The organism is Kitasatospora sp. NPDC032121, from assembly GCF_055580145.1.
Window position 1 is genome coordinate 227842 of the sequence record NZ_JBVILX010000007.1, and the last position, 25393, is coordinate 253234.

Genomic DNA, 25393 nt, shown 5'->3' on the forward strand with positions numbered 1-25393 from the left:
GGGGCGAGCCGTGGACGGGCGGCGCGACCGCGGGCTGACCCGGCCCCGGGTCCCACGGTGTTCACCGACCCGGCGCGAGCGGTACACCACGGGGCGCCCGCCTTGGCCGCGCGCCCGGCCGTCGGGTGGCGTCCGGCCGGTTCAGTCCAGGCCCCGGGCCCGGCGGAACCGCTCCGTGAGGGCGTCCGGCGCGATGAGCGGCGGCGGGTAGTCGGGGGCGGGGTCGAGCAGCCAGGGGCGGTGGACGGCGGGCCCGGGCAGGTGGGCGAGTTCGGGCACCCAGCGGCGCACGTACGCCCCGTCCGGGTCGTACCGGTCGGCCTGGCGCAGCGGGTTGAGCACCCGGTTGGGGCGGGTGTCGGTGCCGGTGCCCGCGACCCACTGCCAGTTCAGCTGGTTGTCGGCCACGTCCCCGTCGACCAGCAGGGACAGGAAGTGGGCGGCGCCGATCCGCCAGTCCAGGTAGAGGCACTTGGCGAGGAAGCCGGCCGTCAGCAGGCGGGCCCGGTTGTGCATCCAGCCCTCCGCGGCGAGCTGGCGCATCCCGGCGTCGACGATCGGGTAGCCGGTGCGGCCCTGCCGCCAGGCCTCGGCCTCGCGCTCGTCCCGGTGCCAGCGGTCGTTCCTGGTCCGGTAGTCGCGGTGCGCGGCGTCCGGGCGGGCGGCGAGGACCTGGTGGTGGAAGTCGCGCCAGGCGAGCTGCCGGACGAAGGCCCGCGCCCCCTCGCCGTCCCGCCGCAGGGCACGCTCGACGAGTTCGGTGGGGGACAGGCAGCCGAAGTGCAGGTACGGGGAGAGCCGGGAGGTGGCGTCGGCGGCGAGGTCGTCGTGCACCCGCGCGTACGCGTCGACGTCCCAGCGCCGCCACCGCTCCCTGGCCGCGCTCTCGCCCCCGGGCGGCAGGGCGGGCGAGAGCGGCCCGGTGAGCAGCAGGTTCTCGCTGCCGATGCCGTCCGGGGTGTCGATCGCCCGGGGCGCGCCCAGCACCGTACGGCGCGGCGCCTGCTGCCAGGCCCGGTGGTACGGGGTGAAGACGGCGTAGTGGTCCCGGCCGGCCGGGGTGATCCGGCCCGCCGGGACGACCGTCACCGAGGCGTCGTGGACGTGCAGGCGGTCGCCGAACACCGAGCGCAGCCGCGCCTCCCGCCGCTGCGCGAAGGCGCTGACGCCCGCGGCGACGTGCACGGTGGCGGCGCCGGCACCGGCTCCGGCGTCCGCCTCGGCCTCGGCGGCGACCCGGGCGGCCTGTTCGGCGGGCTCGCCGCGCCGCACGACCAGCCGGGAGCCGATCCGGCGCAGCGAGGCGTCCAGGTCGGCGAGGCAGTCGGCCAGGAACGCCTGCCGGTTGGGCGCGGCGAACCCGGCGGCCTCGACGGCCGGGTCCAGGACGAACAGCGGGACGACCCGGTCGGCGGCGGACCGGGCGGCGTGCAGCACGGGGTTGTCGTGCAGCCGGAGGTCCTGGGTGAACAGGGCAATCGATACGGTCACGGGTGGGGCCTCGCAGGGGGTGCCGTCGGAGTGCGGACAGTCCTACCGGATGTGCGCGGCCGCCTGCCGCGAGGATTGGACCGAACGGCCCAGCGGGTCCCGCCCGGCGGGCCCCCGGACGAGTGCCGGAGACGGCGTGCTGCGGCGCGGCGCCGCACGGGCGGCTCGACCTGGTGCAGCTGCGGAGGGCCGGATCGCCGCCTCCGGGGTGAGCGTGGAGACCTGCGCCGAGGCGCTGACCGCGATCGCCCGCCGCCCGAACGCCGCGAGCGTCCGGATCACGACCGCTGGTGACGGCGGGCGTGCCTCACGACGGCCGTCGGGGCGACCGCGGGCGCTGAGACCGCCCGCCCGGGGAGCGGTCCTCCTCACGACCGGTGGGCTTCCGCTCCGAAGGCCGCGGACCGTCGCCGTCAGGCGTGCGCCAGGAGTCGGCGCGGGCCGCGGCGGCTCCTCTGGGCGGCCTCGGCCGTCGGCGGTTCAGGTGGTGGCTGCCCCAGGCGAACGCGCCGATGAGCAGTACGGCGATGGCCAGGGCGGGCACGGCGACGGCGATCAGGGAAGGTCCGTCGGCCGTGGCCGTGGCCGGGGGTGGTGGGACGGGCATGGTCCGCTCCTCTCCTTGTGGTCCTCTCCTTGTGGTCCTCTCCTTGTGGTCCTTTCCTTGTGATCCGGTCCTTGTGGTCCGGTCCTTGTCCGGTCCTCGTGGTCCGGCCGCGGGCCCGGCCCCGGGGGGAGGACCGGGGCCGGGGCGCCGCGTGGCGCCCGCCTACCCCACCTGCCCGGGGCCATGCCCTCCGCTCCGGTCAGGGCAACAGTCGGGCGAGGGCGGCGTCGATGTCCAGGTGCTCGGCCTCGGAACCGGCCGGTACCAGGCGGAAGGAGTCGAGGAGGAACGCCGACACGACGGCCGCCGGGACGCTGATGAGGGCCCGCGCCTCCGGGGACCGCAGAGTGATCAGCACCCGGCCCTCCGGCCCGGGGGAGACGGTCACGTCCCCGCAGCCGACGGGGCCGTGCTGCCCCCGGTCCAGCAGCTCGCGCGCGAAGGTCCACTGTGCCCGGTCGTCCTCGCCGAGCGGCGGGAACGCCAGGCACACCGCGTACGGCGACGCGGTGTCGAACCGCAGCTGCGCCTCGACGGCCAGGTCGGGGCACGGGCCTTCGGGCAGGGTGACGGAGGTGGACCAGGAGGTGGCGACGGTCATGCGGTGGACTCCCGTTCTGGCGGTGGCACCGGTCGGCGCCCCGGCCCGGACGGCCGGTGGCGGCAGCGCTCGGTTACCCGCCCACCCGGGGCGCATTCCTCGTCCGCTGGTGCGAGCGGTTCGCCCGGCGTGATGCGCCCGGTCAGGGTGGTTTCCGGGCCGTGGGACCGGGCAGTCGCGGGACGATCCCGCCGCCCGGGCGGTCGTTCGTCCGTGCCCCGGTGAGGCCGGGCCCCGCGCACCGGCCATCAGGACCACGCACGCGCCGACGGCCGGGCGGAGGGCCTCCACCCGTGTGGAGCCGGCCGGCGGCTCCCCGAACCGGAAGGATGTCAGCGATGGGAATCGTCATCAGCAGCCCGCTGCCGGAAGCCGAACGCAAGACGGTCGGAAACGCCCTGCAGGGCACTCTGGTCGACCTGCTCGACCTCTCCCTGGTGGCCAAGCAGGCGCACTGGAACCTCTACGGGCCCCGGTTCCGCTCCGTCCACCTCCAGCTCGACGAAGTGGTGACCACGGCGAGGGACTTCGCGGACCGGGTGGCCGAGCGCGCGGCGGCGGTCGGGGTCAGCCCGGACGGGCGGGCCGCCACGGTGGCCGCCACCAGCAGCCTGCCCGGCTTCCCCGAGGGCTGGACGGCGGACACGGAGGTCGTCGAGCACCTGGTGACGGCGTTCGCCGCGGTGATCGGGCGCCTGCGGGTGCACATCGAGGAGACCGGGCCGGCCGATCCGGTCAGTCAGGACCTGCTGATCGGCCTCACGGCCGAACTCGAGAAGCACAGCTGGATGTTCCAGGCGGAGAACCGGAGTTGAGAGCACGGGCTGCTCCGAGCTGATCCGGGCCGTCCGGCTCGGACTCCCGAACCCCGTCCCGGCGACCATGTGCCGGAGCGGGGCTCGGGAGTCAGCGCGTGATCGCGCGGAGCCTCACGGCGCCACGGCGTCCGCCGCGGGCGGCTCGGGCCCCTCGTCCTCGTCCGGCTTCGCCTTCCGCCGGACGTCGGCCGGGGTGGGCACGCTGATGGAGCGCTCCTCGGCGGAGCGCTCCCGGGCCCCGACCCGGCCCTCGGCCTTCGCTCGGACATCGCGCGGAGTCGGGGCCGTGATCGCGCGCTCCTCGGCGGACCGTTCCCGCGTCGGCTCGTCCGGCTTCGTACCGTGGTCGTCGGATGTGGTCATGGGCTCGTTCCCCTTTCCGGGTCCTGGGCTTCGACGGATGGGATACCGGACGGCTGCCCCGGATGCCCGGTTTCGAACCGGTGTGGGGCGGTGTCGGGGGATCCCGGTCCCGCACGGCGCCGGTCGGGCCGGCGGCCGGCCTTCCGACCGTAACCCGGGTCCGGGAGCCGCGCCGCCGGACATGACCGTGCGCCGTCGGCGCGGTCAGGGCCCCGCTGCCGGTGGCGGGTGGCGATCCGGGCGCCGACCAGGACGGCAGTCGTGAGCCATACGGTGCTGAAGAACGTCAGCACCCCGGTGTCCTGCACCCGGCCCCCAACCCCGGGGGAGCGGTCGGTGCCGACGGCGGTGGACGGCGTGCCGCGAGCGGGCCCCGCGGGCCCCCGCGTCAGGGCTGCGGGCCGCGGTCGTCCCGGAGCTTCCGGTCATCCCTGGGCTCCCGCTCGTCCCTGGGCTCCCGCTCGTCCCCGGGCTCGTCCCCGGGTTCCCGGTCGTCCCCGGGTTCCCGCTCGTCCCGTCCCGGGGTGCGGGCGGCGGACCTGTGGCGGCGCAAGTGCCAGACGGCCAGGGCGATGACGACGCCCGCGGCGATCACGAGCGCGAGGACCCGGCCGACGGTGCTCTCGACCCGGGTGTAGGCCGCCCCGGCGAAGTAGCCGAGGAGGGTGAACCCGACTCCCCAGAGGAGGCCGCCGAGGGCGTTGAACAGGAGGAACCGGCGATACGACATGCGGGCCATGCCGGCCAGGGTGGGCACCATGGCGCGGAGGAAGGCGACGAAGCGCCCGAAGAACACGGCGGCAGGCCCGCGCCGGCGGATCAGCTCCTGAGCCCGGTCGACCCGGTTCGCATGGCGTCGCATCGGGCGGGTGTCGAGGATCCTCGGGCCGATGTGGCGGCCGATCTCGTAGCCGGCGGTGTCGCCGAGGACGGCCGCGCAGACCACGAACAGGACGAGCCAGCCGAGGGAGATCCGGCCCTGCTGGGCGAGGAACCCGCCGAGCACGGCCGCGGTCTCACCGGGGACGACGAAGCTGAAGAACAGGGCATCCTCGACGAACACGAGGCCCGCGATCACCAGGTACCCGACCGGGCCGGACAGGCCGCTCAGCCAGTCGGTGATCGAGTGCATCAGCCACCCCGCTCCGGACCGGCGCCCCTCTCCGCCTCAATGTGACGCCCGCTGTTCCTCGGCGATCTCCGGCTGCTGTTCGGCGCTCCCCGCCACGTTCGGCGTTCCGCCCCTGCCGATCGGCGACGGCCGGCGCGCCGCCGTCTCCGCCGTCTCCTCGGCCGTCCCCTCGGCCGTCTCCGCCCCGGCGGTGTCCGCCGGGCCGATTGCGCCGCCCATGTCGTGCAGCGGCCGTTCGTTCGGTGAGCCGTCCATGCCGTCCTCCTTGGGGTGCCGGGCCCGGCCGAACAGACCCGGTGACGCGCCTTTCCGCCGTGGAGCCGCTCACACACCGACCGTCGGCAGGCGGTCCCGGGGCCGTGGTCAGCGCTGCAGCACCAGGTCGGCGGCCTCGGCCGGGCCGTCGGCGGAGGGGCAGGCCGTCAGGGTGCAGGGAGGGCAGGAGAGGTGGGCCGGCCGACTGGCCTCGGGGACCCGGATCGCGTGCGCGCCGGCCGCCAGGGCGGCGGCGATCACGGAGTCGGCGCAGCCGATCACGGTGACGCGCGCGGGCGGCAGGCCGAGGACCCGGCAGGCGGCCGTGACGAGGCCGGGGGCGGGCATGTGGCACGCGCAGCCGTCGTGCGGGCCGTGCGGGCAGACCGCCCACACGTCGACCGGCCCCAGCAGCAGCTCGGTCCGGGCCTGGACGGCCTCGACCTGGCCGCGCCCCAGCAGTCCCCGGGCCACGGCCGGCTGATTGCTCAGCGCGCCGACCGCGAAGCCGGCCGTGCGCAGGGCGGCGAGGGCGGCGCGGATTCCGGCCGTCGGGTGGACCATGGCGGGGTCGCCGTTGCAGGAGACGTCCCGGAGGAGCGTGCCGTCGCGGCCGAACAGCACGGCGCGGGTCCGCTCCGCAGGGCCCGGGCGGATGGTCAGCCAGGGCCCGGACCGGTCGCAGGGGCCGGACGGCCGGGGTTGCGGAACGGTCGGTACGGGTTCTCCTAGGTAAGCCATACCGACGCGGGTTGCCACCGACGGGGCGGTCAAACCGCCGTCGGGCGACGGATCGTGAGCGGCTTCCCGCCGGTAATTCGGTTGACCGAAGCGCCCGGTGCGGCTGCACTTCGGGGGGCGCCACACGAGGTGGCGTCGGCGAATCGGGGAGGCAGCACCACCACATGGAGATCCGTTCCACGACCGACCAGGACCTCGGCGCCTTCGTCGACACCTTCCACGCCGCGCTGGGCCGCTTCCCGGACGCTCCGAACGCGGACGGCGGCGGGGTCTGGTGGGCGGCGACCGAGATGGATCGCAACCTGCTCGCCGTGACGGCGGACGGCCGGCCCGTCGGCACCGCCGGTGCGCACAGCTTCGAGCTCACCCTGCCCGGGCAGGCCGTCGTCCCGGTCGCCGGGGTGACGTCGGTCGGCGTCCTGCCCAGCCACCGGCGCAAGGGCCTGCTCACCGCGATGATGCGGCGTCAGTTCGCCGACTTCCGGGCCCGGGGCGAGTTCCTCTCGGTGCTGCTGGCCGCCGAGGCCGGGATCTACGGCCGGTTCGGCTACGGCCCGGCGACGTACACCCAGCGACTGACGGTGCAGCGCCACCAGGCCGCCTTCGACCCGTCCCGGGCGCGGCGGGCGGCCGAGGCCCCGGCGGGCGCCTCGGTCGAACTGCTGCGGCGGGCCGAGTGCGGGGCGATCATCGAGGAGGTCTACGACCGCTACCGCCGCGCCCAGCCCGGCGCGCTGTCCCGCCCGCGCCGCTGGTGGGAGCTGGGCGCCGGACAGGTCCCGATCGCCCGGACGCCGCGCTACGTGGCCGTCCACCGGGACGCCGACGGCACCCCGGACGGGTACGCCAGCTACTGGAAGGACGGCGACACCCTGACGGTGGACGAGACCATCGCCCTGGACGACGCCGGCTACACCGACCTCGCCCGGTACCTGCTCGGCCACGACCTGGTCGGCGAGGTCGTGTTCCGGCACTGCCCGCCCGACCACCCGCTGCGCTGGCAGTTCGCCGACTTCAACGCCGGCCGGTTCGAGAACCACACCGACTGGCTCTGGGTGCGGATCCTGGACGTGCCGCGGGCGCTGACCTCGCGCGGTTGGTTCACGGACGGCGAACTCGTCCTGGACGTGGACGACCCGTTCCTCGGCGAGCACCACCGGTACCTGCTGACCGTCCGGGACGGCAAGGCCGAGTGCGTCCCGACGGACCGGGAGCCCGATCTGTCCCTGGACGTCCGCGACCTGGGAGCGGTCTACCTCGGCGGTACCGCCCCGAGCAGGCTCGTCCGGGCCGGGCACATCCGCGCCCACCACTCCGAGGCGGCCGCCCGCGCCGACGCCCTGTTCCGTGCCGAGCGCGAGCCGCACTGCCTGCACTGGTTCTGATCGGGAGGCCGCCGAGCGAACGCAGTCCCAGGGAAAAGCCGAACGCCGTCCCCGCCCTTTCACGGGCGGGGACGGCGTTCGGCTTTTCGCGCGCTTCCGGACGGATCATCAACGCTGTGGGCAGGCCCGATGGTTCACGGGGGCCGACCGGTTTGCCCCCGCGGACCAGGCGGATTGCCCTCGGAGGACAGACCGTGGCATGGCGCGGGCGGGTCGGTTTGGTCGTACGGGTGCACTCTGCAACAGTGTCCATCTGTATTGACATGGTCACGAGACGTGAGAGGCGAAGCCGGAGAAGAAGGACGTCAGGGACGTCGGGGGCGAACGGGCCGGAACGGGCCCGTCGGTATCAACGGGGCAACCGGTGCGCCCTTCCCGCCCGGTCGCCCGGGGAGGGAAGGGCATCATCCTGCGCGCGTCGGTTCAGTTCCCCTGTCGGATGTCGCTCAACGTCCCACTGATGTTGAGGAGTTCGTGGCACGTGGGCGCCTGCTTGCCGGAGGCCGGGGTGCCCGGCACCTCGCAGGTCACGTTCGCCGTCACGGCCTGGTCCTCGGGGACCTGGATGGGAGTCACCCAGTGGTAGTCCTGGTTGCGGAAGGTCTCCAAGGCGATGGTGGTGATCGTCTTGTTTCCGGCGGTGATGGTCACCACACCCTGGTCGCCCTGGAAGTTGGCGACCACGAGGTCCGTGATGTCGAACACCTTGCCGTGCGGCACCTGGTAACTGCCCGTCGTGGCCGCGCCGTTCTCGGTCTGCACGTCGATGGTGGCGGAACTCTGCTGCCCGGTGCCCGGCACCGCCAGGCCGCCCGGGCCGGAGCCGCCCTGTCCGCCGGGGCCGGCGCTCGGCTTCCCGCCGCCCGGCTTGGCCTGGCCGCCGGGCGTGTTCCCCGCGGACGGCGCCGAGGGGTTGTCGCCGACCGGGGCGCCGGCGGGCTGGGCCGGAGTGGCGCTCTGCTGGGCGACGGCCTGCTCGGCGGCCTGCTTGGCGGAGCTGCGCACCGCCGGGCGGACCAGCGCGAACCACGCCAGCAGCAGCGCGATCAGCAGCGCCAGGAGCGCCAGCAGCCACCGGGGGAAGATCGGCAGCTGGACGAATTCGCCCTCCAGGACCGGCTTCTGAACGAGCGCCGCTTCGGCATCCGGCTTTCCGGCCTTGGCGTCCTTGGCATCTTTGGTGTCCTTGGCGTCCTTGCCGTCCGCCCGCTCCTCCGGGCCCACCGTGACCTCGAACGGCCAGGTCGCCTGCTTGCCGAACCAGATCAGCTTGCGGGTGCGAGCCTGCACCCGCACCTCCCCGGACTCGCCGGGCTCCAGCCGCAGCTTCTCCGGTGCGACGGCGAACCGCAGGTCCTCGCCGGCCTGTCCGGGCGTGAACGTCACAGCGGTGGGAGCGTTCCCGAGGTTGCGCACCGAGGCCCGGTAGCGTCCGCGCAGCCAGCCACGGCGACGGCGCGGGGCGAGCGCGGCCCGCAGCTCGTGGAACGGCGTCACGGTGACGGTGGCCTCCGGCACCGCCACCAGGTCGGGGCGTTCCACCGGCAACACGCGGATACCGAGCGGGAACTCGCCGGCCCGGGTCGAAGCGGAACGCGGCGGAGCCAGTCGGACCGTCACCGTCTCGGAGGTCCCGGGGAAGAGCGAGATCCGGGCCGGCTCGACCGTCGTCCACGCGGCGCAGTCGCCGACCGCCTCGAAGGTGTAAGCCTCAACGATGTCGAGATCGTTGCGTACCGTCAGGGTCGTGGTGGCCACGCCACCGGGGGCCACCGTGAGTGCTGGCAGGCCGAGTTCGGCGGATGTGGTCATAGCGTGACGGTAGGGCGGTTCGCCGCCGCAGGAGAGGGCCGTACGGGCAAGCTGTGGGCCACACCCCTTGCCCGTGAGGACCGACCGGAGACCCCGCCCGGTGCCGCCGCAGGAACGGCCCGGCGCCGCGAGGCCCGCCGCCGCCCCCAGATACCCCCGGCCGGACCTGCCTCGCGGCGGCCGGCCGTCACCCTCGCAGGAACAGAGAAATGGAGTAGTCGATGACGTCGACCGATACAACCCGTGAGGAAGCCGTCACCGCGCGCCGGACCGGAGTCGCGTCGCGCTCCGGCATTGCCGCCGCCACCCCGCGCTCCGGCATTGCCGCCGCCCCGCGCATCCCCGAGCAGTCGCGCGGCAGGAGGGGAGTGCGGGTGGCGGTGTTCGCGGAAGACCTCATCCTGCAGACCGGCGTGGTCCAACAGCTGCGCCAGCGGCCCGAGGTGGAGTTGCTGAGCGAGGCGGAGGCCGGACGGGCCGAGGTGTCCCTGCTGGTGGTGGACGCGCTGAGCGAGACCGTCACGGAGCACCTGCGCCGACTGCGGCTCGCGACGTCGGGCCGGATAGGCCTGGTGGTGGGGCAGTTCGAGGCCGGCGGGCTGCAGACCATAGTGGAGAACGGGGTCGCGGCCGTGCTGCGCCGGTCGGAGGCCGACCAGGACCGGCTGGTGCACCTGATCACCGCGCTGGCGAACGGAGAGGGCGTGATGCCCGGGGATCTGCTGGGCGAACTGCTCGACCGGATCGGCATGCTCCAGCGCACCATGCTCGACGGGCGGGGGCTGACCCTGTCGACGTTGACGGCGCGGGAGGCGGAGATGCTGAAGCTGGTGGCCGAGGGCTTCGATACCAGTGAGATCGCGACGAAGACGTCGTACTCGGAACGCACGGTGAAGAACGTGCTCCACGAGATCATCACGCGGCTGGGGCTGCGTAATCGGGCCCACGCGGTGGGCTATGCGATGCGCCGAGGCCTGATCTAGGCAGGAGACGAAAGCGGTGCCTCGCCCGGGCTCGGGCGAGGCACCGCTGGGAGAACGCTCAGAGGAGCCCGAAGTCGAACTCCCCGTCAGCGACGGCGGTGATGAAGGAGGAGTGGGCCGCCCGGTCGAAGGCCAGGGCCGGCCCGTTCGGGTCCTTCGAGTCGCGGATGTAGGAGATCGGGCCGCTGGGGAGGGCAACCTCGACGCAGTTGTCGTCGCCGGCGCTGTAGCTGGACTTCTTGAAGGGCGGCTGGGTCACTTGATCCTGTCTCTCTGTGCGGTGATGAAGGCGAGCGAAGCATCGACGGACATGGCTTCTGCCGTGATCTCCTGGAACTTCGCCCGATACAGCTCGACATCAGTCGGATCCTCGACCCACAGGCTGCTCAGCATCCCTTCGGCCAAGACGACATCGAGGTCTTTCCGCTGAGGGAAGCCCATGAGCGCGAACGCCCCGTTCATTCCCGGGTGGATCGCGGCGCCGACCGGCATGATCTGGATGTTGACGTTGGTTAGGCTGCTGAGCGTCAGGAGCCTGTCCAACTGCGGGACCATTATCTCGGGGCGGTTGGCGTTGGAGCACAGAGCGGACTCGTGAATGACGGCCCACAGCTGCACGGGATTCGGCCGCGTCAGGATGGATTGCCGCGCCATTCGCACCTGAACCAGGTCCTCAACTGAACCGCCGGATCGGATGCGTAGCCGATCGATGACGATGCGCGCGTAGTCGGGCGTCTGGAACAGGCCGGGGATCAAGGACGGCTCGTACGTCTTGTAGGTAATGGCATCCGACTCCAGGAGGATCAGGTCGGACGTGGTCGAGTTGATGACATCGCGATAGCTCAGCCACCAGCCGCGCTTGCTGCCGTCCTTCGTGATGGCGATCAGCCCGGCGCGATACTCCTCGTCCTCGCATCCGTAGTAGTCGAGGAGCCTGTTGACGTCCTCGACCTTGGCCGCCGTATGGGCGGTCTCGATGCGGGTGAGCTTGGCCTGACTCATCCCCGTCGCCTCTGCCACCACCTCAGCGGTGAGCTTCCGCTCTTCACGGAGCTTTCGCAGCACGCCTCCGAGCCGACGTCGGCGAACGGTTGACACCACCATGTGTTGTCCCCTCCAGAACTTTCAGTTGACCAGTCTGCCTGTGCGGTGGTCGGCGGCGCTACCGACAACTGGCATTCAGTGAGGCCGAATTCAGGTTCGATTTGCAAATATGCGACTTGCTGCGAGTGAGTTGCGCCTCACATCGCAAAGGCTGCATGCTGAGCGTAGCGGATCGAGCGCACTGAGTAGGCATCGATCTGTGTTCTCGCCGCCTCCTGGCTGGCGACAGATGATCCACTTCGCACCCCACGGAGGTTCCTTCGTGTCTCCCCTTGGACTCCCCCCTGACTGGTCGGCCGCGCGCGAAGAGTTGCGCGAGCTCACGGCGCGCGCCGGGTGGACGCCCGACCTGGTCGCCGATGCCGAGACCGCGCTCCTCGAACTGTTCGTCAACGCCTGGCGCCACGGCGGCAGTACGGCGCCGCTCGTCGTCATCGCGCTGCTCGACCACGTGCTCCGCGTCTCCGTCAGCGACGGGAGCCCCATCCGCCCGGTCAGCCGCGACGGTTCGGACCTCCTCGCGGTCTCCGGCCGGGGCCTGCGCCTCGTCCGCTCCCTCACCGACCGCTTCGGCACGGAGGACCGCAAGACCGGCAAATCGGTCTGGTTCGAGCTGGACGCCGCCGCGTGACCGCGGACCACCGACGCCCGACCGGGCCGGCCGACCCGATCATGCGCACCTACACCGAGCCGGAGGTCGCCTCCCTGCTCGACGAACTCCGCGAGCGCGGCCGCAGGTTCGGCCTCATCTGGCCCTCCCTCGCCACGGACCGCGTGGTCGACGGCCGCGTCCTGGTCCGCTTCGGTGCGGCGCCGGCCAGCACCGTGCTCAACCTCCTCGCGGTCCTCCGCCACTACGAGTACGAGAAGGCCGAGGTCCCGTGCGACTCCTGATCGACCTCGCCCTTCCCCTTCTCCTGCCCTTCGCCATCGCCGTCGTCGGCCTCGGCGCGGTCGCCGTACTGCGGATGCCCAGCCGTCCGGACTCCATCCCGGGCCACCGGCCGGCGTCCTGAAGTTCCACGCCGCCCGGCCGCGTCGGCCGGGCGGCGCAGGCAGTCACAGGAAGTCGGCCCCGCCGACTTCTGCTACCTACCGAACCACCCATCCCGAGCTGTGGGTCGAGGTGAATCGCCCCTACATGCCGGACTTAGAAAGGAAGTTGACCATGAGTGACGAGAACAAGGGTGGCCCGAGCGACGGCCGGAGCCCCGGGCACGCCAAGCCCGGCGGCCCGGTCATCGGCCCGAAGCCGTCGTCGGACAGCCAGAAGCCCGCCCCCGACCCCAAGCACAAGAAGTGAGCCCCGGCGAGCAGCGGGCCGCGCTGGTGGCCGCGCTGACCGAGAAGGGGTCGCTGACCGCGGACTGGGCTCCGTCCGTGGCAGCCGTTCCGCGGCATGCGTTCCTCCCGGAAACCATCTGGGTGAACGAGGCGGACGGCGGCGCCGAGTGCAGCCGATCCACGGAGCCCGAGCGGTGGATGCGGCTCGCCTACAGCGATCTGCCGATCATCACGCAGTGGGACGACGGAGTCGAAGGCCGCGCCCGCATCACGCCCACGTCGTCGGCGTCCATGCCCACGGTGGTCGTCGAGATGCTGTCCGACCTGGACGCGCACCTCGGACACCGGGTGCTCGAAGTCGGAACGGGCACCGGGTACAACGCGGCGTTGCTGGCGCATCGCCTGGGAGCCGAGATGGTGTCCACCGTCGAGGTGGACGCTCAGGTCACCGCCCGGGCGCGCACCGCACTGCGCGGTGCCGGCTACGCGCCGGAGGTCGTGTGCGGAGACGGGGCGCTCGGATGGGGCGTGCGCGCTCCGTACGATCGGATCATCTCCACCGTGTCACTGCGGTACATCCCGCCCGCCTGGCTGAATCAGACCCGTCCGGGCGGGGTGATCGTCAGCCCGGTCTCGCCGCTGCTGGGCGGCGGCGCGGTCGTCCGCCTCACGGTGGACGAGGACGGAGCCGGCGCGAGCGGCCGGTTCACCCGCTCGTCCGCCTTCATGATGCTCCGTCAACAGCGTTACGAGGTTGCCTCGGTGGACGACTACCTGCCGGGTGAGTGGCCGGGTGACTCCGGTCAGTCCTGGACGAAGCTCGACCCCGAGGCCATCGGGGACGACTGGTTGGCGCAGTTCGCCTGTGCCCTCGCCCTGCCGGACGTGTACTACCGGCGCAACGGGTTCGGCGAGGGCTGGACGTGGTGGCTGTTCGACACGGCCGTCACCTCCTGGGCGACCGTGGACTCCGTGCCCGGGGAATCCCGGTTCGAAGTCCGCCAGTCCGGGCCGCGCCGACTCTGGGACGAGCTGGAGGCCGCCTACCATCGGTGGGAGTCCGCCGGCCGCCCCGGGTACGAGCGGTACGGGCTCACGGTGACCCCCGCCGGACAGACCGCCTGGCTGGACGAGCCCGCCAACCCCCTGAGGTGACGGCCGGGGCGCGGGGATCCCTGCGGTGACGACCCGCCACCTCCCCGCGCCCTCCAGTAGCCGTCCGGCCGATCATGTGACCGTCGCCTGATCTACTCGTTGTGCCGAGCATGGGGCGAGAAGGACGCAGCGAGCTGTCGGACGCGGAGTGGGAGCTGCTGCGGCCGTTCCCGCCGGTGTCCGCCACACCAGCCCGGAAAGGAGAATGACGGCCGGGCCGCCCGCCAGCGCAGGGGATCACGAGACGGACGGCCGTCGGGCTTGGACGAGGAGCGGGCAAGGCGGTTGGCGAATGTGTCAGCAGGGTCGAGCGCGATCTTCAGCTGCGGCCCGAGGGCTGCCTGCATCTCGGCACCCCCGCCGGGCCGTGAACTGCTATCTGCTCGGTCACCTGTACCGAGTCGGCAGCAGACTCAGTAGCCGGCGGTGAACCGGCGCTGGATGAAGCGGGGCAGCTCGGCCTCGTCCACCAGCGCGACCGCGGCGTCCTCCGCCGAGATCCGGCTCACGCCGTCGGCGTCCAGCACGGGCTGGTCACCGCCGATGCGGAAACGGCCGGTGCGCTCGCCGGGGGCGATCTGCTCGGCGGGGCTGAAGTAGGTCCAGAGCCGGTCCGAGAGGCGCAGGACGTTCAGTGCCTCCCGGTGGCCGCGCACGGCGGCAGCGTACTCGCGGGGCAGGCCGAGTTCGTCGAGCGACGCGTGGAGGAGCTCCTCGTGGTCGGCGCGGACGACGCCCGGTTCGATCTCCAGGCTGCCGGCGCCACCGATGACGATCAGCCGGGTGCGGGGGTGACTCTCCAGGGCCTTGAGCAGGTTCCGGGCGGCGGTCGCGTAGACGGTCGGGTCGGCGATCGAGCGCTGGACGGTGTCGGTGAAGTCCTTCGCCGCGTTGCCGGGCTGGAAGCCGCTGATCAGGACGTCCAGGCCGGCCAGGGCGGCGGTGATGCTCGTGTCGTCCAGAACGTCGATGCTCGCCCAGCCGAGATTCTCCCGCCGGTCGGTGATCGCGGAGGCGTCCCGGCTGAACGCCGTCACACGGTGTCCGCGCCGGAGGGCCTCGGTGACGACCCGGCTGCCGATGGTGCCGGTGGCTCCGATGACGCCGATGTGCATGGTTCTCCCCTTGGTTCATGCCGTGGTCAGGTCGGACGGCACGAGGCCAGAAGGCCTCACGCCATGCGAAAACTATACGGCGTGAAGTTTCTATACGGCAATCAGTGCAGTGACACTGTAGAGTGACGCCGTGGCAGGCACCCGAAGCACTGGACGACGCGAGCGACTGCGGGCCGAGACGACCGTCGAGATCAAGCGCACAGCACTGGAGTTGATGCGATCGGGCGGCCCCGACGCGATCACCCTGCGGGCGATCGCCCGCGAGATGGGCATGACGGCCAACGCCATCTACGGCTACTTCGCCACCCGCGACGACCTGGTCACCGTCCTCGTCGCGGACGTCTACACGGCGCTCGCCGACGCTGTCGACGCCGCCTGGGCCGCTTCCGCCCAGGATGCCCCGGCGGAGCGGATCCAGGCCTGGGCGCACGCCTTCCGCAACTGGGCGCTGGCCAACCCCGAGGGTTTTCGGCTGATCTACGGCGACCCGGTCCCCGGCTACCGGGTCCCGGACGGCGGTGCCGCGCCGGACGCCGCCCGGCGGGTCTGCATCGGCATCGCCGCGCTGGCGGACACGGCCTGGTGCAGCGCCGAACGAGTCCATGGGGACGGCGACTTCGACTGGGACGACTTCGACGCCGGCCTGCTCGACAAGGTCCGCCCGGCGTTCCCTGCACTACCGCCGGCCGGGGTGGCTCTGGCACTGCGGATCTGGGGGCACCTGCACGGCCTGGTCGCGCTGGAGATCTATGGTCACCTGCGCGCCCAGACACTCTCGCCGGACAAGCTCTTCCATGCCGAACTCACCCAGTTGGTCCGATCGTTGAATATCAACGCTGCTAATACTCCAGTGTGACTTCGTGATCTATCCGGTTGCGAGTCGGCGTTGATAGTGGCTGCGGCGGGCTGTGGCCCGGTGCTCTCTTCGCCAGTTTGACCAGTTCAGCAGCCTGCGCAGGGATGCGTTTGGTGGGTTCAGCAGTGCCCCGAGCAGGTGTCGGATCTCCGGAACGGTCAGGTCGATCGGATCGGTGTTGCGGGCGGGCCAGTTCGGCTGTGCGGTTCTCGCTGGCGTCGCGTCGGCGGCGAGAACCGCGAGGAAGGCCAGGGCGAGCATGGCCAAGGTGATGTGTCGGTGCCATGCTGTCCACTGGCGGACCTGATAGTGGTCCAGCCCGACCTGACCTTTCGCCGCCTGGAAGCACTCCTCGACACGCCATGTGGTCGCCTGCCAGCGGGCCACGTCCATGCTGTGCCCTGCGGCCACCGCGTGATCTTCAGGAGTCCACATAACCCTTGATGATCACGCGGTGGCCGCTTCCGCCTTCAGTCAGGGCGGCGCAAGAGCGCAGAGTCACGCCGGAGTGCTAACGGAGGTACTGCTCGATTACGTCGGCGCCGCGTGTGGCTCCACCACCTCGCAGGACGGCTTGGCGCATTTCTACAAGGTTGACGCGTATTGCCGGGTCTGAGGCAACCCTGTCGATCGCCGCCCGCAGTGCTCCGGCGCTCACCATGTCGGCGTCCAGGCGTTCGCCGAGCCCGAGCTCCTCCAGGCGCCCGGCGTTGGCAGCCTGCTCGGGTGTCTGCGGGACGGCGACGAGGCCAACCCCGTAATGCAGCGCCTCCATAACGGAGTTCATGCCGGCATGCGATACGAAGGCGGTGGCATGGCGGAGTACCGCCAGTTGCGGGAAGCGCGACCGGACGTCCACCCGGCTCGGGATGGCGCCCAGTACGGCGGCGTCTGTAGTGCCTACGGTCATCGCCAACTGCCACGGCCCGTCGGCGACGGCGGCTATGCAGGCGCGGTAGAAATCCGGGTTCCCGTTGAAGACGGTGCCCGGCGAGACATACAGCAGTGGTGTGTCCGGCTCGGGCGGTGACCACTGCTCGGCCTGCTCGCGCCTGCCCATCGAGGGGCCGATGAAGTGAAAACGTTCGTCGAAGCTGTCAGCGGCCGGCTGGAACTCTCGCGGGACGAACACGAGGTTGAGCCCGTCCGCCACCGTCATGGTGTCGGCGACACCGAGCGGGACGCCGTACTCGGCGGAGAAGGCCGCACAGTCGGCGGCGAGCAAGGCCATCGCTGGATCGTCGCCGTCGAGCCCTGCGGTCAACTGCCGGTCCAGTGAGTACGCCTCGTTCGAGGCGAGGTGGGGGAAGCACTGGACGGCGGGGATGCCCAGCCTCCTGGCGATGATCCGGGCAGGCCAGTTCGTCGTGTCGTAACAGATTGCGTCTACCGGCTCCGAGGCGCAGTACTTCTGCAATACCGGGTAGGTCGCACTCATTGCCGCGAAGTAGTGGCGCAACCAGCCGGCCACGGCCTCGGGGCCGATCTTTGATGGTGGCCTGAACGGCTCAAGCGGCGGTAGTTCCAACCAGCGTGCGCCGGCACCGGTGACTGCGGCGGCGTGGGCTGTCCCCGTGGCGTAGTCCACCTGGTGCCCGCGCCGTACGAGCTCCTCGACCAACGGCAACATTGGGTTGATGTGACCATGTCCGGCAAGGGTCATGAAGAGTAACTTCTTCAGCACGGGGGACACCCTGACAGCACCAGGGCCGCAACGCCATCGAGATTCGCGACTCGCCGCAGCCACTGGCGGCGACCGCTCCTCAATCTCGACCAGATAGATCACGAAGGCACACTGGAGTACCAAGTGGTCAGCTTCGTAATTCCTTCGCGCTGGAGAGCTCTGGGCACTACCGTTCGGCGGCGTGGACGGAGAAGATCCCAAGGACTTGGTCCGGCGCGGGTATGACCTGCTGTCGGCGCGCTACGAGCGCGCATTCGGCGGTGAGACGAAGTACGGCTCGTGGATCGGGCAGTTGCTTGATCGGATCCCGGATGAAGCCACGGTCTTGGATGTCGGGTGTGGGACCGGTGTTCCGGTGGTCCGCTCGCTTGTCACGGCCGGTCACCGTGTCACTGGTGTCGACATCAGTGAGGTCCAGATTCGCAGGGCCCGGGAGCTGGTGCCAGATGCCGACTTCATCCGGGCTGACGCCACGGCCTTGGAGCTTCCGCAGGAGAGCTTCGACGCTGTGGTCTGTTTGTATGCGCTGATCCACATTCCGTTGGCGGAACAGCCCGCCATGTTGGAGCGGATCGCTTCCTGGCTTCGGCCCGGGGGTTGGTTCCTGGGCACGACGGGGCACCGAGCCTGGACCGGGACTGATGAGGACTGGCTCGGCGGCGGGGTCGCGATGTGGTGGAGCCACGCGGACGCCGCCACGAACCGCTCCTGGCTCGTGCGGGCCGGCCTTGACGTGGTCCACGAAGAGTTCGTGCCCGAGGGGAACAGCGGGCACGTCCTGTTCTGGGCTCGGCGAACCGCAGTGTGAGCAGGTGACACTTGGCCAGGCCGCCCTCGGGCGCCTTCCCGCCGGACCAGCTCGAACATCTGGACACACGACGGCAACCCCGGCCCACTGACACGACCACGGCGAGATCCCTGGAGCCGGGCAGTCCGAGGAGTCGACTTCCCACGGGGGTCACCGCGCCGTCCGGATGTCAGTAGGGTCGGGGCATGCTCCTGTGGATCAACGGCCCGTTCGGCGCGGGCAAGACCCAGACCGCTCACGAGATCAGGTGGCGCCTGGCCGGCAGCGTCGTCTGCGACCCCGAGCACGTGGGGTTCGGCCTGCACCGGATGATGCCGCCGTCGCTGCGCGGGGACTTCCAGGACCTCCCCGCGTGGCGGCAGGGCGTCTTCGAGGTGCTGGACCGGGTGCTCACCGGGCATGACGGTGTAGTGATCGCGCCGATGACGGTCGTCGAGCCGGCGTACTTCCGCGAGACCGTCGGCCGGCTCCGCGAGCGTGGCCACGACGTCCGCCACTTCGCCCTGCTGGCCGAGCGCGCGACGGTGCTGGAGCGGCTGCGCGGGCGCGGGTTCGGACACGTCCTGGGGTTCGTGGCCGGGAAGGACGCCCCACTGCGCCGGGAGAGCTTCGCCGTGTCGAAGCTCGACCTGTGCCTGGAGCGGCTGCGCGAGGAGGAGTTCGCCCAGCACGTGTGGACGGACCGGCTGACGATCGCCCAGGTCGCCGAGCACGTCGCCGCCTCCGCGGGACTGAAGCTGGCTCCGAACAAGGACAGCGCGCTCCGAGGGCGGCTGCGCCGCACCTGGACGGGGGCCAAGCACATCCGGTTCGACTGAGACCTGACGCGGGCCCGCACGAGAAGTCGGCCCGGCCGACTTCTCGTGCGAGGCGTGAGGTGCGAGGTACGGCGCGAGCGGTGCATCGGCCGGTGCGGGCGGGCTGCCCTTTGGGGACACCACCTCTTACCCCCGCCGAGGGTGCCCGGGCTCTCCCGCGACGCGCCCGCAGCGGGGACACTGCGGTGAGACCGCCCCTGCAACCTGTGAGGTCGAGCGTGATCGGCGCCACCGCCACCCCCCGCTCCGTCCGGCGGCCGGCCAGGGCCGCCGTCGCGGTGCTGCTCGCGCTCGCGGCGGCCCTGGTGACCCTGGCCGGCGCCGCCCCCGGTGGGCCGGGCGCCGCGGCCCCGGTGGCCGCGGTCGACCCGGCGGCCGGGCGGATCCTCTTCGCCGGCACCGACCACCGAGGCCTCGGCAAGGTCACCGGCACCGAGTCGAGCACCCCGCTGTTCGGGCCCGGCCCGATCCACTTCGACCGGGACCCGTCGGCCCGCGGCGACGAGGTGGTCTTCACCAGCCTGCGCGACAGCCCGCTTCCCCAGGTGTACCTGCGCGACGCGGCCGGTGCCGTTCACCGGCTCACCACCGGCATGGACACCGCCCACCCCGCGCTCGCCCCGGACGGCAAGGGCGTCGTCTTCGAGGCGCTGGAGGACCGCGGCGGCGACAGCAAGCCCCAGCACGTCCTGTGGGCCGTCAACCGGGACGGCAGCGGGCTGCGCCGGATCACCGACGGCGCGGCCGACGAGACCCATCCGACCGTCTCGCCCGACGGGAAGTGGATCGCCTACTCCTGCGACGGCGAACCGTCGCACCGTCAGATCTACCTGCGGCCGTTCACCGGCGGCGCGCCCGTCAAGGTCACCAACGTGACCAACGGGGACGCGATCGACCCGACCTGGAACCCGGTCGACGACGACGCCCACCGCAACGAGATCGTCTACACCTGGGACCAGGGCGCCCAGGGCCGGACCCTGATGCTCACCTCGCCCACCGGCGGCGACAAGGCCTTCTTCCCCGGCACCGGCTCCACCTGGAAGACCGGCTCCGCCGCCTGGACGGCCGACGGCACCGGTGTCGTCTTCCTCAGCGCGGACCTGCTCGACCCCAACAACCCGAGTCCGCAGCCCGACCCGACCCGGCCGCCCGTGGTGAACCTCTACAGCGCGCTGACCTGCAACTGCAAGGCGCCCGAACTGCTCTACCGGGCCGACCGGTTGATCTCCTCGCCGACCTGGCTGGGCCCGCAGCAGGGCGGCGGCCCCGTCGTCGAGCAGACCAGCGCCTCGGGCTCCAACGTCGCCGACGTGGAGGACATGCGCCCCGACGGGTCCGACCCGCGCGACCTCGGCATCAGCGTGCTCCGCGAGGACCCGGCCGCCGACGCCAACACCAGCACCGACCCGGCCGCCGACCCGCTCTTCCACCCCCGCCCCGGCTTCGACCCCTGGTACGAGCGCCAGACCTACACCCCCGACGGCCGCCAGATCGTGGTGACCCGCTACGAGGACGGGCCCGCCGGGCGGATCCAGCGGATCTGGATCGCCGACGGCGACGGGGCGAACCCGCAGCCGATGAACCTCGCCGGGCGCGGCCCCGACGACCGGGACACCGACCCGTCGCTCTCCCCGGACGGCAAGCTGATCGTGTTCAGCCGCAGCGCCCCGGCCACCGGCGGGCAGCCCGCCCGGCCCGGTCGCGTCCTGATCGCCGAGGTGGCCACCGGGCGGATCGTCGGCACCGTCCAGCCGCCCGCCGGCCAGCAGGGCGCCTCCGACGGCCAGCCGTTCTGGTCCCCTGACGGCAAGCTGATCGCCTTCTCCCGGACCGCCGTGATCGACGGCAACGCCGGCAACCTGCACGTCTGGACCGTCTCCGCGGACGACCTCACCCGGCAGACCGACCTCAGCCGGACGGCCTGCCCGGGCAACTGCGACGTCATCGACGACAGCCCCGCCTTCGCCCCCGACGGCCGTCGGATCGCCTTCAACCGCAAGGCCGGTGACGGCGGGAACAACCACCAGGACGGGGTGGTGGTCACCACGCCGACCGGCGCCGACTGCACGGTGATCGTGCCCGCCGGGCTCGGCCAGGGCGCCTGCACCCGGCCGCTGCCCGACCGCCCCACCACCGGGCCCTTCCAGCCCCGCGACGTCGCCTGGACGGCGAACAGCGCGCAACTGCTGATGACCTCGCGCCGCGCCGCGCCGCCGAGCTCACCGGAGGGCCTCAAGGTCTACGACTTCGCGACCGCCAAGCTCACCGAACTCGACTGGCGGCTCCCGGGCCGCCAGAAGGAGCCGGCCGTCCAGCAGTCCGTCGACCTGTCGGTCAGCGTGCCCGAGCGGACCCCGGCCGTCCCCGTCGACGGCAGCACCGACGTGACCGTCACCGTCACCAACAAGGGCCCCGCGCCCTCGCCCGGCACCGTCCTCACCGTGTCGGTGCCGACCGGCGCCAGGCTCGGCAAGCTGACCACCCCGACCGGAACGTGCGACGCCGCGGCGCTGCGCTGCGAACTCGGCACCATGGCACCGCGCGCGGTGATCCGGATCACCGCCACCCTGATCGGCACCCGGCCCGGCTACCCGGACTTCGGCTGGAGCGTCACCGGAGCGGTCCAGGACCCGAACCCCGACGACGACTCCGCCCGCACCTTCCTGCCGGTGCTGGAGCCGCCGACCCCGTCGCCGACCCCGACCCCGACCCCGTCACCGACGGCCACGCCGACTCCGACCCCGACTCCGACCCCGACACCGACCCCGACCACCCCCGCACCCAGCCCGACCGCCACGCCCGCCCCCGCCCCGCCGCCGCCCCCGGCGCCCGCCCCCGTACCGCCGCCCCAGGCCGGCCCCACGATCGCGGTCGACGCCCAGCCGAACCCCGGCTACGTCGGCGGCCACGTGACCGTCAGCTACACCGTCCGCAACACCGGCCAGGCCCTCGCCACCGGCCTGCGCCTGACCCTCGGCCTGCCCGCCGGGGTGCCCACCGAGGCCCTGCCCCCCGGCTGCCGGGCCGGCACCTGCACGGTGAGCGACCTGGCCCCGGGCCGCAGCGCCGTGGTCCGCGTGGTGCTCTCGCCCGTGGCGGCGCTGGACACCACCATCACCGCGGAGCTGACCACCACCGGCACCGACGCCACCCCGGGACCGCACCGGGCGAGCACCCCGCTGCGCATCCTCCAGCCCCGCATCGTCGCGGTGCCGCCGATCGGCAAGCCCGGCTTCGTCACCTCGGTGCGCGGCGTGGACTTCCCGCCCGGCACGCCCGTCCGGTTCACCTGGAACCCCGGCATCACCGCCGCGGCCGCGCCCACCCGCCCCAAGGGCGACGGCACCTTCGCCGGCCAGTTGCTGATCCTCCCCAAGGACGAGACCGGCCCGCGCACCATCACCGCCGAAGGCCCCGGCTTCTCCCCGGTGACCTGCCCCTTCCTGGTGGTGGAGGGCAGCATCGGCCCGCCCGGGGAGGTGGAGCGGCGGTGATCCACGAAGTCGACGAGGCACTGCGACAGCTGCTCGCCGAGACCGGCCTGCCCGAGCGCGGGATCGAGGTGGTCTTCGACGCGCCCACCCGGGACTTCGCGGCCCGGCGCAACGCGCCCACGGTCAGCGTCTTCCTGTACGGGCTGCGCGAGGACACCGGCCGCCGGCAGACCGGCACCGTCGCCGAGTACGACGCGGACGGCCTGGTGACAGGCCACCGCCCGGCGCCCCGCTGGTTCGAGCTGGCCTACCTGGTCACCGCCTGGACCAACCGGCCGCAGGACGAACACCGGCTGCTGGCCGAGGTGCTGCAGTGCCTGACGGCCACCGACACCCTGCCCGCCCGGCTGCTCACCGGCAGCCTCGCGGAGCTCGGACTGACCGTCGCGCTGGACATCGCGGGGCGTGACACCGGCCTGCCGTCGGTGTCCGACGTCTGGTCCTCGCTCGGCGGGGAGCTGCGGCCCTCCGTCGACCTCCGGGTGCTCGCCCCGCTGCCCGGCGAGCGCAGCCCGGCCGGGCCGCCGGTCACCGAGGGGCTGGTGCTGCACGCCGGCGACACCACCCAGGCCGGGCCGCCGCCCACCGACGGGCCGGGCCGCCGACTGCGCTACCAGGGCACCGACGACCCGGGGCCGGACGGCTTCGCCGCGCCCAGGGAACGCGGGCTGCCGCCCGGCCGCCGGCCACGGGGCAGGGCGCGATGACCGTCGACCTCGAACAGCCGGTGAACGACGCGCCGCCGAGTGACCGACCGGCCGGACCGCACCACGACCACCTCTGGGAGCGGCTGCACCGCGTCGAGCGGAAGGTCCGCGCCGCGGTGCGCGAACGGCGGGCCGACGACCCGGACCCGGACGACCCGTACCGCGGCCAGTACCTCGGCCCGGAGGCGGTGGAGCGCATCCTGGCGGCCTCCGCCACGGTGCGCGGGGCCACCGGGGACCTCGGCGACGGGCCGGCCCCGCCGCCCGACTCCCGGCTCGGCCGGCTCGCCGCCGCCTTCGGGCTGCTCCCGGTGGACCTCGACCTGCTGCTGGTCGCCCTCGCCCCCGACCTCGACTCCCGCTTCGAACAGCTCTACGGCTACCTCAACGACGACCTGACCCGCCGCCGGGCGACCGTCGGCCTCGCCCTGGAGCTGTGCGGACAGCCCGGGGCCGGCGCCGGCCGCTTCCGGTTCTCCGTCCGCGCCCCGCTGGTCGCCGGCGGCCTGCTGGAGGTCACCGAGCCCGACCGCCCACTGCTCTCCCGGACCCTGCGCGTCCCGGACCGGGTGACGGCCCATCTGCTCGGCGACGACGAGCCCGACGGCACCCTCGCCGGGCTGGCCCGCCGCGCCGAGCCCCGCTTCCGGCGGCTCGACGAGCGGTCCGACGAGCAGCCCGACGAGCGGCCCGACGAGCGGCTCCACGAGCGGCCCTTCGAGCAGCCCGACGAGCGGTTGCGCGCGCTGGCCGCCAACGGCGGGTTCGTCCACCTGCTGGACCGCAGCGGACACGCCGCCCCGATCGCGGTGGCCGCCCTCGCGGCCGACGGCCCGCCGCCCCTGCTGGTCGACGCCGCCGCGCTCGCCGCCCGCCCACCGGAGGCCACCGTACGGGTGCTCGCCCGCGAGGCACGCCTGGCCGGGGGCGGCGTGGTGCTCGGACCGCTGGACCGGCTCGAACCCGAACGGCCCGAGCGGGCCGCCCTGCTGCGCGAACTGTGCGCGGCACTCGACGGCATCCCGCTGGTCGTGCACGGCCCGCAGGTCTGGGACCCGACCTGGGCGGCCCGGAGCCCGGTGGTGGTCACCGTCCCGCCGCCGGACGCCCGGACACGGGCCGAGCAGTGGGCCGGCGCACTGGACACGGAGCTGGACGAGGAACTGACCGAGGCGGTCGCCGCCTACCGGCTGGACCGGGAGCAACTGGCCCGCGCGGCCTCGGTGGCGGCCAGGACGGCGGCCGCCGAGCGGCGCCCGGTGCGGGCCGAGGACCTGCGGACGGCGGTGCGGGCGCAGAACGCCGCCGGCCTGGCCCGGCTCGCCCGCCGGATCGAGCCCGGGGTCGGCTGGTCCGACCTCGTGCTGCCCGCCCCCACCGCGGGCCGGCTGCGGGAACTCGTGCTGCGCGCCCGGCACCGCGACCAGGTGCTCCGGCAGTGGCGGATGCGCCCGGGCGGCGGCCGGGGCAACGGCGTGATCGCCCTGTTCGCCGGGGAGTCCGGCACCGGCAAGACGATGTCCGCCGAGGTGGTCGCCGCCGAACTCGGCATGGAGCTGTACGTGGTGGACCTCTCCACCGTGGTGGACAAGTACATCGGCGAGACCGAGAAGAACCTGGAACGGATCTTCACCGAGGCCGCGCAGGTCAACGGCGTCCTGCTGTTCGACGAGGCGGACGCGCTGTTCGGCAAGCGCTCGGAGGTCAAGGACGCCCGCGACCGGCACGCCAACGTGGAGACGGCGTACCTGCTGCAGCGGATGGAGTCCTTCGACGGGATCGCCGTGCTGACGTCCAACCTGCGGGCCAACCTCGACGAGGCGTTCACCCGCCGGCTGGACGTCATCGCCGAGTTCCCGCTGCCGGACGAGGCGCAGCGGCGCCTGCTGTGGGACCGCTGCCTGGGGCCGCTGGTGCCCCGCGGCGACGACCTCGACCTGGACTACTGCGCCCGGAACTTCGAGCTCACCGGTGGCTCCATCCGGGCCTGCGCGGTCTCCGCGGCCTACCTGGCCGCCGGGACGGGCGCCCCGCTGGGCATGGCGCAGCTGGTGTCCGCGGTGGTCGGCGAGTACCGCAAGCTCGGCCGGCTGGTGCTGGCGAGCGAGTTCGGGCCGTGGCTGGGCCGGCTCGGGGACGCCGGGCACGGCTGACCGGCTGCCGAGGTGCCCGGGGTGCCA

The 25393-nt window shown here is 72.8% G+C and carries 25 protein-coding genes and 1 pseudogene; 14 read left to right on the forward strand and 12 right to left on the reverse strand.

The genetic code is table 11. The annotated features are described in order from the left end of the window. Positions 1-141: 141 nt before the first annotated feature. Both ACZ5OX_RS20360 and ACZ5OX_RS20365 read right to left on the reverse strand, forming a co-directional pair. Complete coding sequence (locus tag ACZ5OX_RS20360; RefSeq protein ID WP_465631671.1) at positions 142-1491, reverse strand: cryptochrome/photolyase family protein; 1350 nt, start codon at positions 1489-1491, stop codon at positions 142-144. An 806-nt stretch (positions 1492-2297) separates the two neighbouring features. Next, a complete protein-coding gene (locus ACZ5OX_RS20365) occupies positions 2298-2699 on the reverse strand; it encodes an SsgA family sporulation/cell division regulator (RefSeq protein ID WP_465631673.1) in 402 nt (133 codons plus the stop codon). 338 nt (positions 2700-3037) lie between these two features. Between ACZ5OX_RS20365 and ACZ5OX_RS20370 the strand changes: the two genes are divergently transcribed. Then, positions 3038-3514 (forward strand): Dps family protein, encoded by a 477-nt coding sequence (locus tag ACZ5OX_RS20370; protein ID WP_465631675.1) that lies wholly within the window; start codon positions 3038-3040, stop codon positions 3512-3514. A gap of 114 nt (positions 3515-3628) precedes the next feature. On the opposite strand, the gene ACZ5OX_RS20375 is transcribed toward ACZ5OX_RS20370, so the two are convergent. From ACZ5OX_RS20375 to ACZ5OX_RS20390, 4 genes are all read right to left on the reverse strand, one after another. Next, entirely contained in the window at positions 3629-3880 is a 252-nt protein-coding gene (locus tag ACZ5OX_RS20375) for a hypothetical protein (protein ID WP_449806735.1), read from the reverse strand. A gap of 388 nt (positions 3881-4268) precedes the next feature. Continuing rightward, on the reverse strand, positions 4269-5012 hold the full coding sequence (locus ACZ5OX_RS20380; RefSeq protein WP_465631677.1) for a DedA family protein: 744 nt from the start codon (positions 5010-5012) through the stop codon (positions 4269-4271). Between the two features lie 36 nt (positions 5013-5048). Next, on the reverse strand, positions 5049-5267 hold the full coding sequence (locus tag ACZ5OX_RS20385; RefSeq protein ID WP_465631679.1) for a hypothetical protein: 219 nt from the start codon (positions 5265-5267) through the stop codon (positions 5049-5051). 108 nt (positions 5268-5375) lie between these two features. Continuing rightward, entirely contained in the window at positions 5376-5891 is a 516-nt protein-coding gene (locus ACZ5OX_RS20390) for an HAD-IIIA family hydrolase (RefSeq protein WP_465631681.1), read from the reverse strand. A gap of 281 nt (positions 5892-6172) precedes the next feature. Between ACZ5OX_RS20390 and ACZ5OX_RS20395 the strand changes: the two genes are divergently transcribed. Continuing rightward, positions 6173-7393, forward strand: a complete 1221-nt coding sequence (locus ACZ5OX_RS20395) for a GNAT family N-acetyltransferase (protein ID WP_465631683.1) — start codon at positions 6173-6175, stop codon at positions 7391-7393. A gap of 423 nt (positions 7394-7816) precedes the next feature. On the opposite strand, the gene ACZ5OX_RS20400 is transcribed toward ACZ5OX_RS20395, so the two are convergent. After that, the gene (locus tag ACZ5OX_RS20400) at positions 7817-9205 is read right to left on the reverse strand and encodes a COG1470 family protein (protein WP_465631685.1); all 1389 of its coding nucleotides are present in this window, start codon (positions 9203-9205) and stop codon (positions 7817-7819) included. A 221-nt stretch (positions 9206-9426) separates the two neighbouring features. Here ACZ5OX_RS20400 and ACZ5OX_RS20405 point away from each other — a divergent pair, with 221 nt between their 5' ends. Beyond that, a complete protein-coding gene (locus tag ACZ5OX_RS20405; protein ID WP_465631687.1) occupies positions 9427-10188 on the forward strand; it encodes a helix-turn-helix transcriptional regulator in 762 nt (253 codons plus the stop codon). 58 nt (positions 10189-10246) lie between these two features. Here the strand turns inward: ACZ5OX_RS20405 and ACZ5OX_RS20410 are convergent, their stop codons facing one another. After that, positions 10247-10447, reverse strand: coding sequence for a DUF397 domain-containing protein (locus tag ACZ5OX_RS20410; RefSeq protein WP_465631689.1), 201 nt, complete (start codon positions 10445-10447; stop codon positions 10247-10249). Further along, positions 10444-11253, reverse strand: a complete 810-nt coding sequence (locus ACZ5OX_RS20415; RefSeq protein WP_465631691.1) for a helix-turn-helix domain-containing protein — start codon at positions 11251-11253, stop codon at positions 10444-10446. Before ACZ5OX_RS20415 ends, ACZ5OX_RS20410 begins: the two co-directional genes overlap by 4 nt. Before the next feature lie 268 nt (positions 11254-11521). On the opposite strand from ACZ5OX_RS20415, the gene ACZ5OX_RS20420 reads away from it, so the two are divergent. The 5 genes from ACZ5OX_RS20420 (at position 11522) to ACZ5OX_RS20440 (ending at position 13731) form a co-directional block, all read left to right on the forward strand. Further along, positions 11522-11923 (forward strand): ATP-binding protein, encoded by a 402-nt coding sequence (locus tag ACZ5OX_RS20420; RefSeq protein ID WP_465631893.1) that lies wholly within the window; start codon positions 11522-11524, stop codon positions 11921-11923. Continuing rightward, positions 11920-12186, forward strand: a complete 267-nt coding sequence (locus tag ACZ5OX_RS20425; protein ID WP_402401897.1) for an OTU domain-containing protein — start codon at positions 11920-11922, stop codon at positions 12184-12186. The genes ACZ5OX_RS20420 and ACZ5OX_RS20425 overlap by 4 nt, the downstream gene beginning before the upstream one ends. Then, positions 12174-12308 carry a hypothetical protein gene (locus ACZ5OX_RS20430; protein ID WP_465631692.1) on the forward strand — a complete coding sequence of 45 codons (135 nt, stop codon included), beginning with the start codon at positions 12174-12176 and terminating at the stop codon, positions 12306-12308. The genes ACZ5OX_RS20425 and ACZ5OX_RS20430 overlap by 13 nt, the downstream gene beginning before the upstream one ends. 152 nt (positions 12309-12460) lie before the next feature. Further along, positions 12461-12595 carry a hypothetical protein gene (locus ACZ5OX_RS20435; RefSeq protein ID WP_465631694.1) on the forward strand — a complete coding sequence of 45 codons (135 nt, stop codon included), beginning with the start codon at positions 12461-12463 and terminating at the stop codon, positions 12593-12595. After that, positions 12592-13731 carry a methyltransferase domain-containing protein gene (locus tag ACZ5OX_RS20440; RefSeq protein WP_465631696.1) on the forward strand — a complete coding sequence of 380 codons (1140 nt, stop codon included), beginning with the start codon at positions 12592-12594 and terminating at the stop codon, positions 13729-13731. Before ACZ5OX_RS20435 ends, ACZ5OX_RS20440 begins: the two co-directional genes overlap by 4 nt. 413 nt (positions 13732-14144) lie before the next feature. Here ACZ5OX_RS20440 and ACZ5OX_RS20445 read toward each other — a convergent pair whose 3' ends face one another. Next, complete coding sequence (locus ACZ5OX_RS20445) at positions 14145-14846, reverse strand: NAD(P)-dependent oxidoreductase (RefSeq protein ID WP_465631698.1); 702 nt, start codon at positions 14844-14846, stop codon at positions 14145-14147. Between the two features lie 130 nt (positions 14847-14976). Here ACZ5OX_RS20445 and ACZ5OX_RS20450 point away from each other — a divergent pair, with 130 nt between their 5' ends. Further along, positions 14977-15702 carry a TetR/AcrR family transcriptional regulator gene (locus ACZ5OX_RS20450; protein ID WP_465631700.1) on the forward strand — a complete coding sequence of 242 codons (726 nt, stop codon included), beginning with the start codon at positions 14977-14979 and terminating at the stop codon, positions 15700-15702. Positions 15703-15711: 9 nt separating this feature from the next. On the opposite strand, the pseudogene ACZ5OX_RS20455 reads toward ACZ5OX_RS20450, so the two are convergent. After that, positions 15712-16068 (reverse strand): annotated as a pseudogene (locus ACZ5OX_RS20455) (IS701 family transposase); the annotation flags it as partial. Positions 16069-16213: 145 nt separating this feature from the next. After that, on the reverse strand, positions 16214-17386 hold the full coding sequence (locus ACZ5OX_RS20460; protein WP_465631702.1) for a macrolide family glycosyltransferase: 1173 nt from the start codon (positions 17384-17386) through the stop codon (positions 16214-16216). Between the two features lie 181 nt (positions 17387-17567). Here ACZ5OX_RS20460 and ACZ5OX_RS20465 point away from each other — a divergent pair, with 181 nt between their 5' ends. The 5 genes from ACZ5OX_RS20465 to ACZ5OX_RS20485 all read left to right on the forward strand — a co-directional run bounded on the left by ACZ5OX_RS20465 (position 17568) and on the right by ACZ5OX_RS20485 (position 25366). Continuing rightward, positions 17568-18194, forward strand: a complete 627-nt coding sequence (locus ACZ5OX_RS20465; RefSeq protein ID WP_465631703.1) for a class I SAM-dependent methyltransferase — start codon at positions 17568-17570, stop codon at positions 18192-18194. A gap of 185 nt (positions 18195-18379) precedes the next feature. Continuing rightward, positions 18380-19012, forward strand: a complete 633-nt coding sequence (locus ACZ5OX_RS20470; protein ID WP_465631705.1) for an AAA family ATPase — start codon at positions 18380-18382, stop codon at positions 19010-19012. 206 nt (positions 19013-19218) lie between these two features. Continuing rightward, positions 19219-22506, forward strand: coding sequence for a hypothetical protein (locus tag ACZ5OX_RS20475; RefSeq protein ID WP_465631706.1), 3288 nt, complete (start codon positions 19219-19221; stop codon positions 22504-22506). Then, positions 22503-23213 carry a Pvc16 family protein gene (locus tag ACZ5OX_RS20480; protein ID WP_465631707.1) on the forward strand — a complete coding sequence of 237 codons (711 nt, stop codon included), beginning with the start codon at positions 22503-22505 and terminating at the stop codon, positions 23211-23213. Before ACZ5OX_RS20475 ends, ACZ5OX_RS20480 begins: the two co-directional genes overlap by 4 nt. Continuing rightward, positions 23210-25366 (forward strand): ATP-binding protein, encoded by a 2157-nt coding sequence (locus ACZ5OX_RS20485; RefSeq protein ID WP_465631709.1) that lies wholly within the window; start codon positions 23210-23212, stop codon positions 25364-25366. The genes ACZ5OX_RS20480 and ACZ5OX_RS20485 overlap by 4 nt, the downstream gene beginning before the upstream one ends. Positions 25367-25393 lie beyond the last annotated feature (27 nt).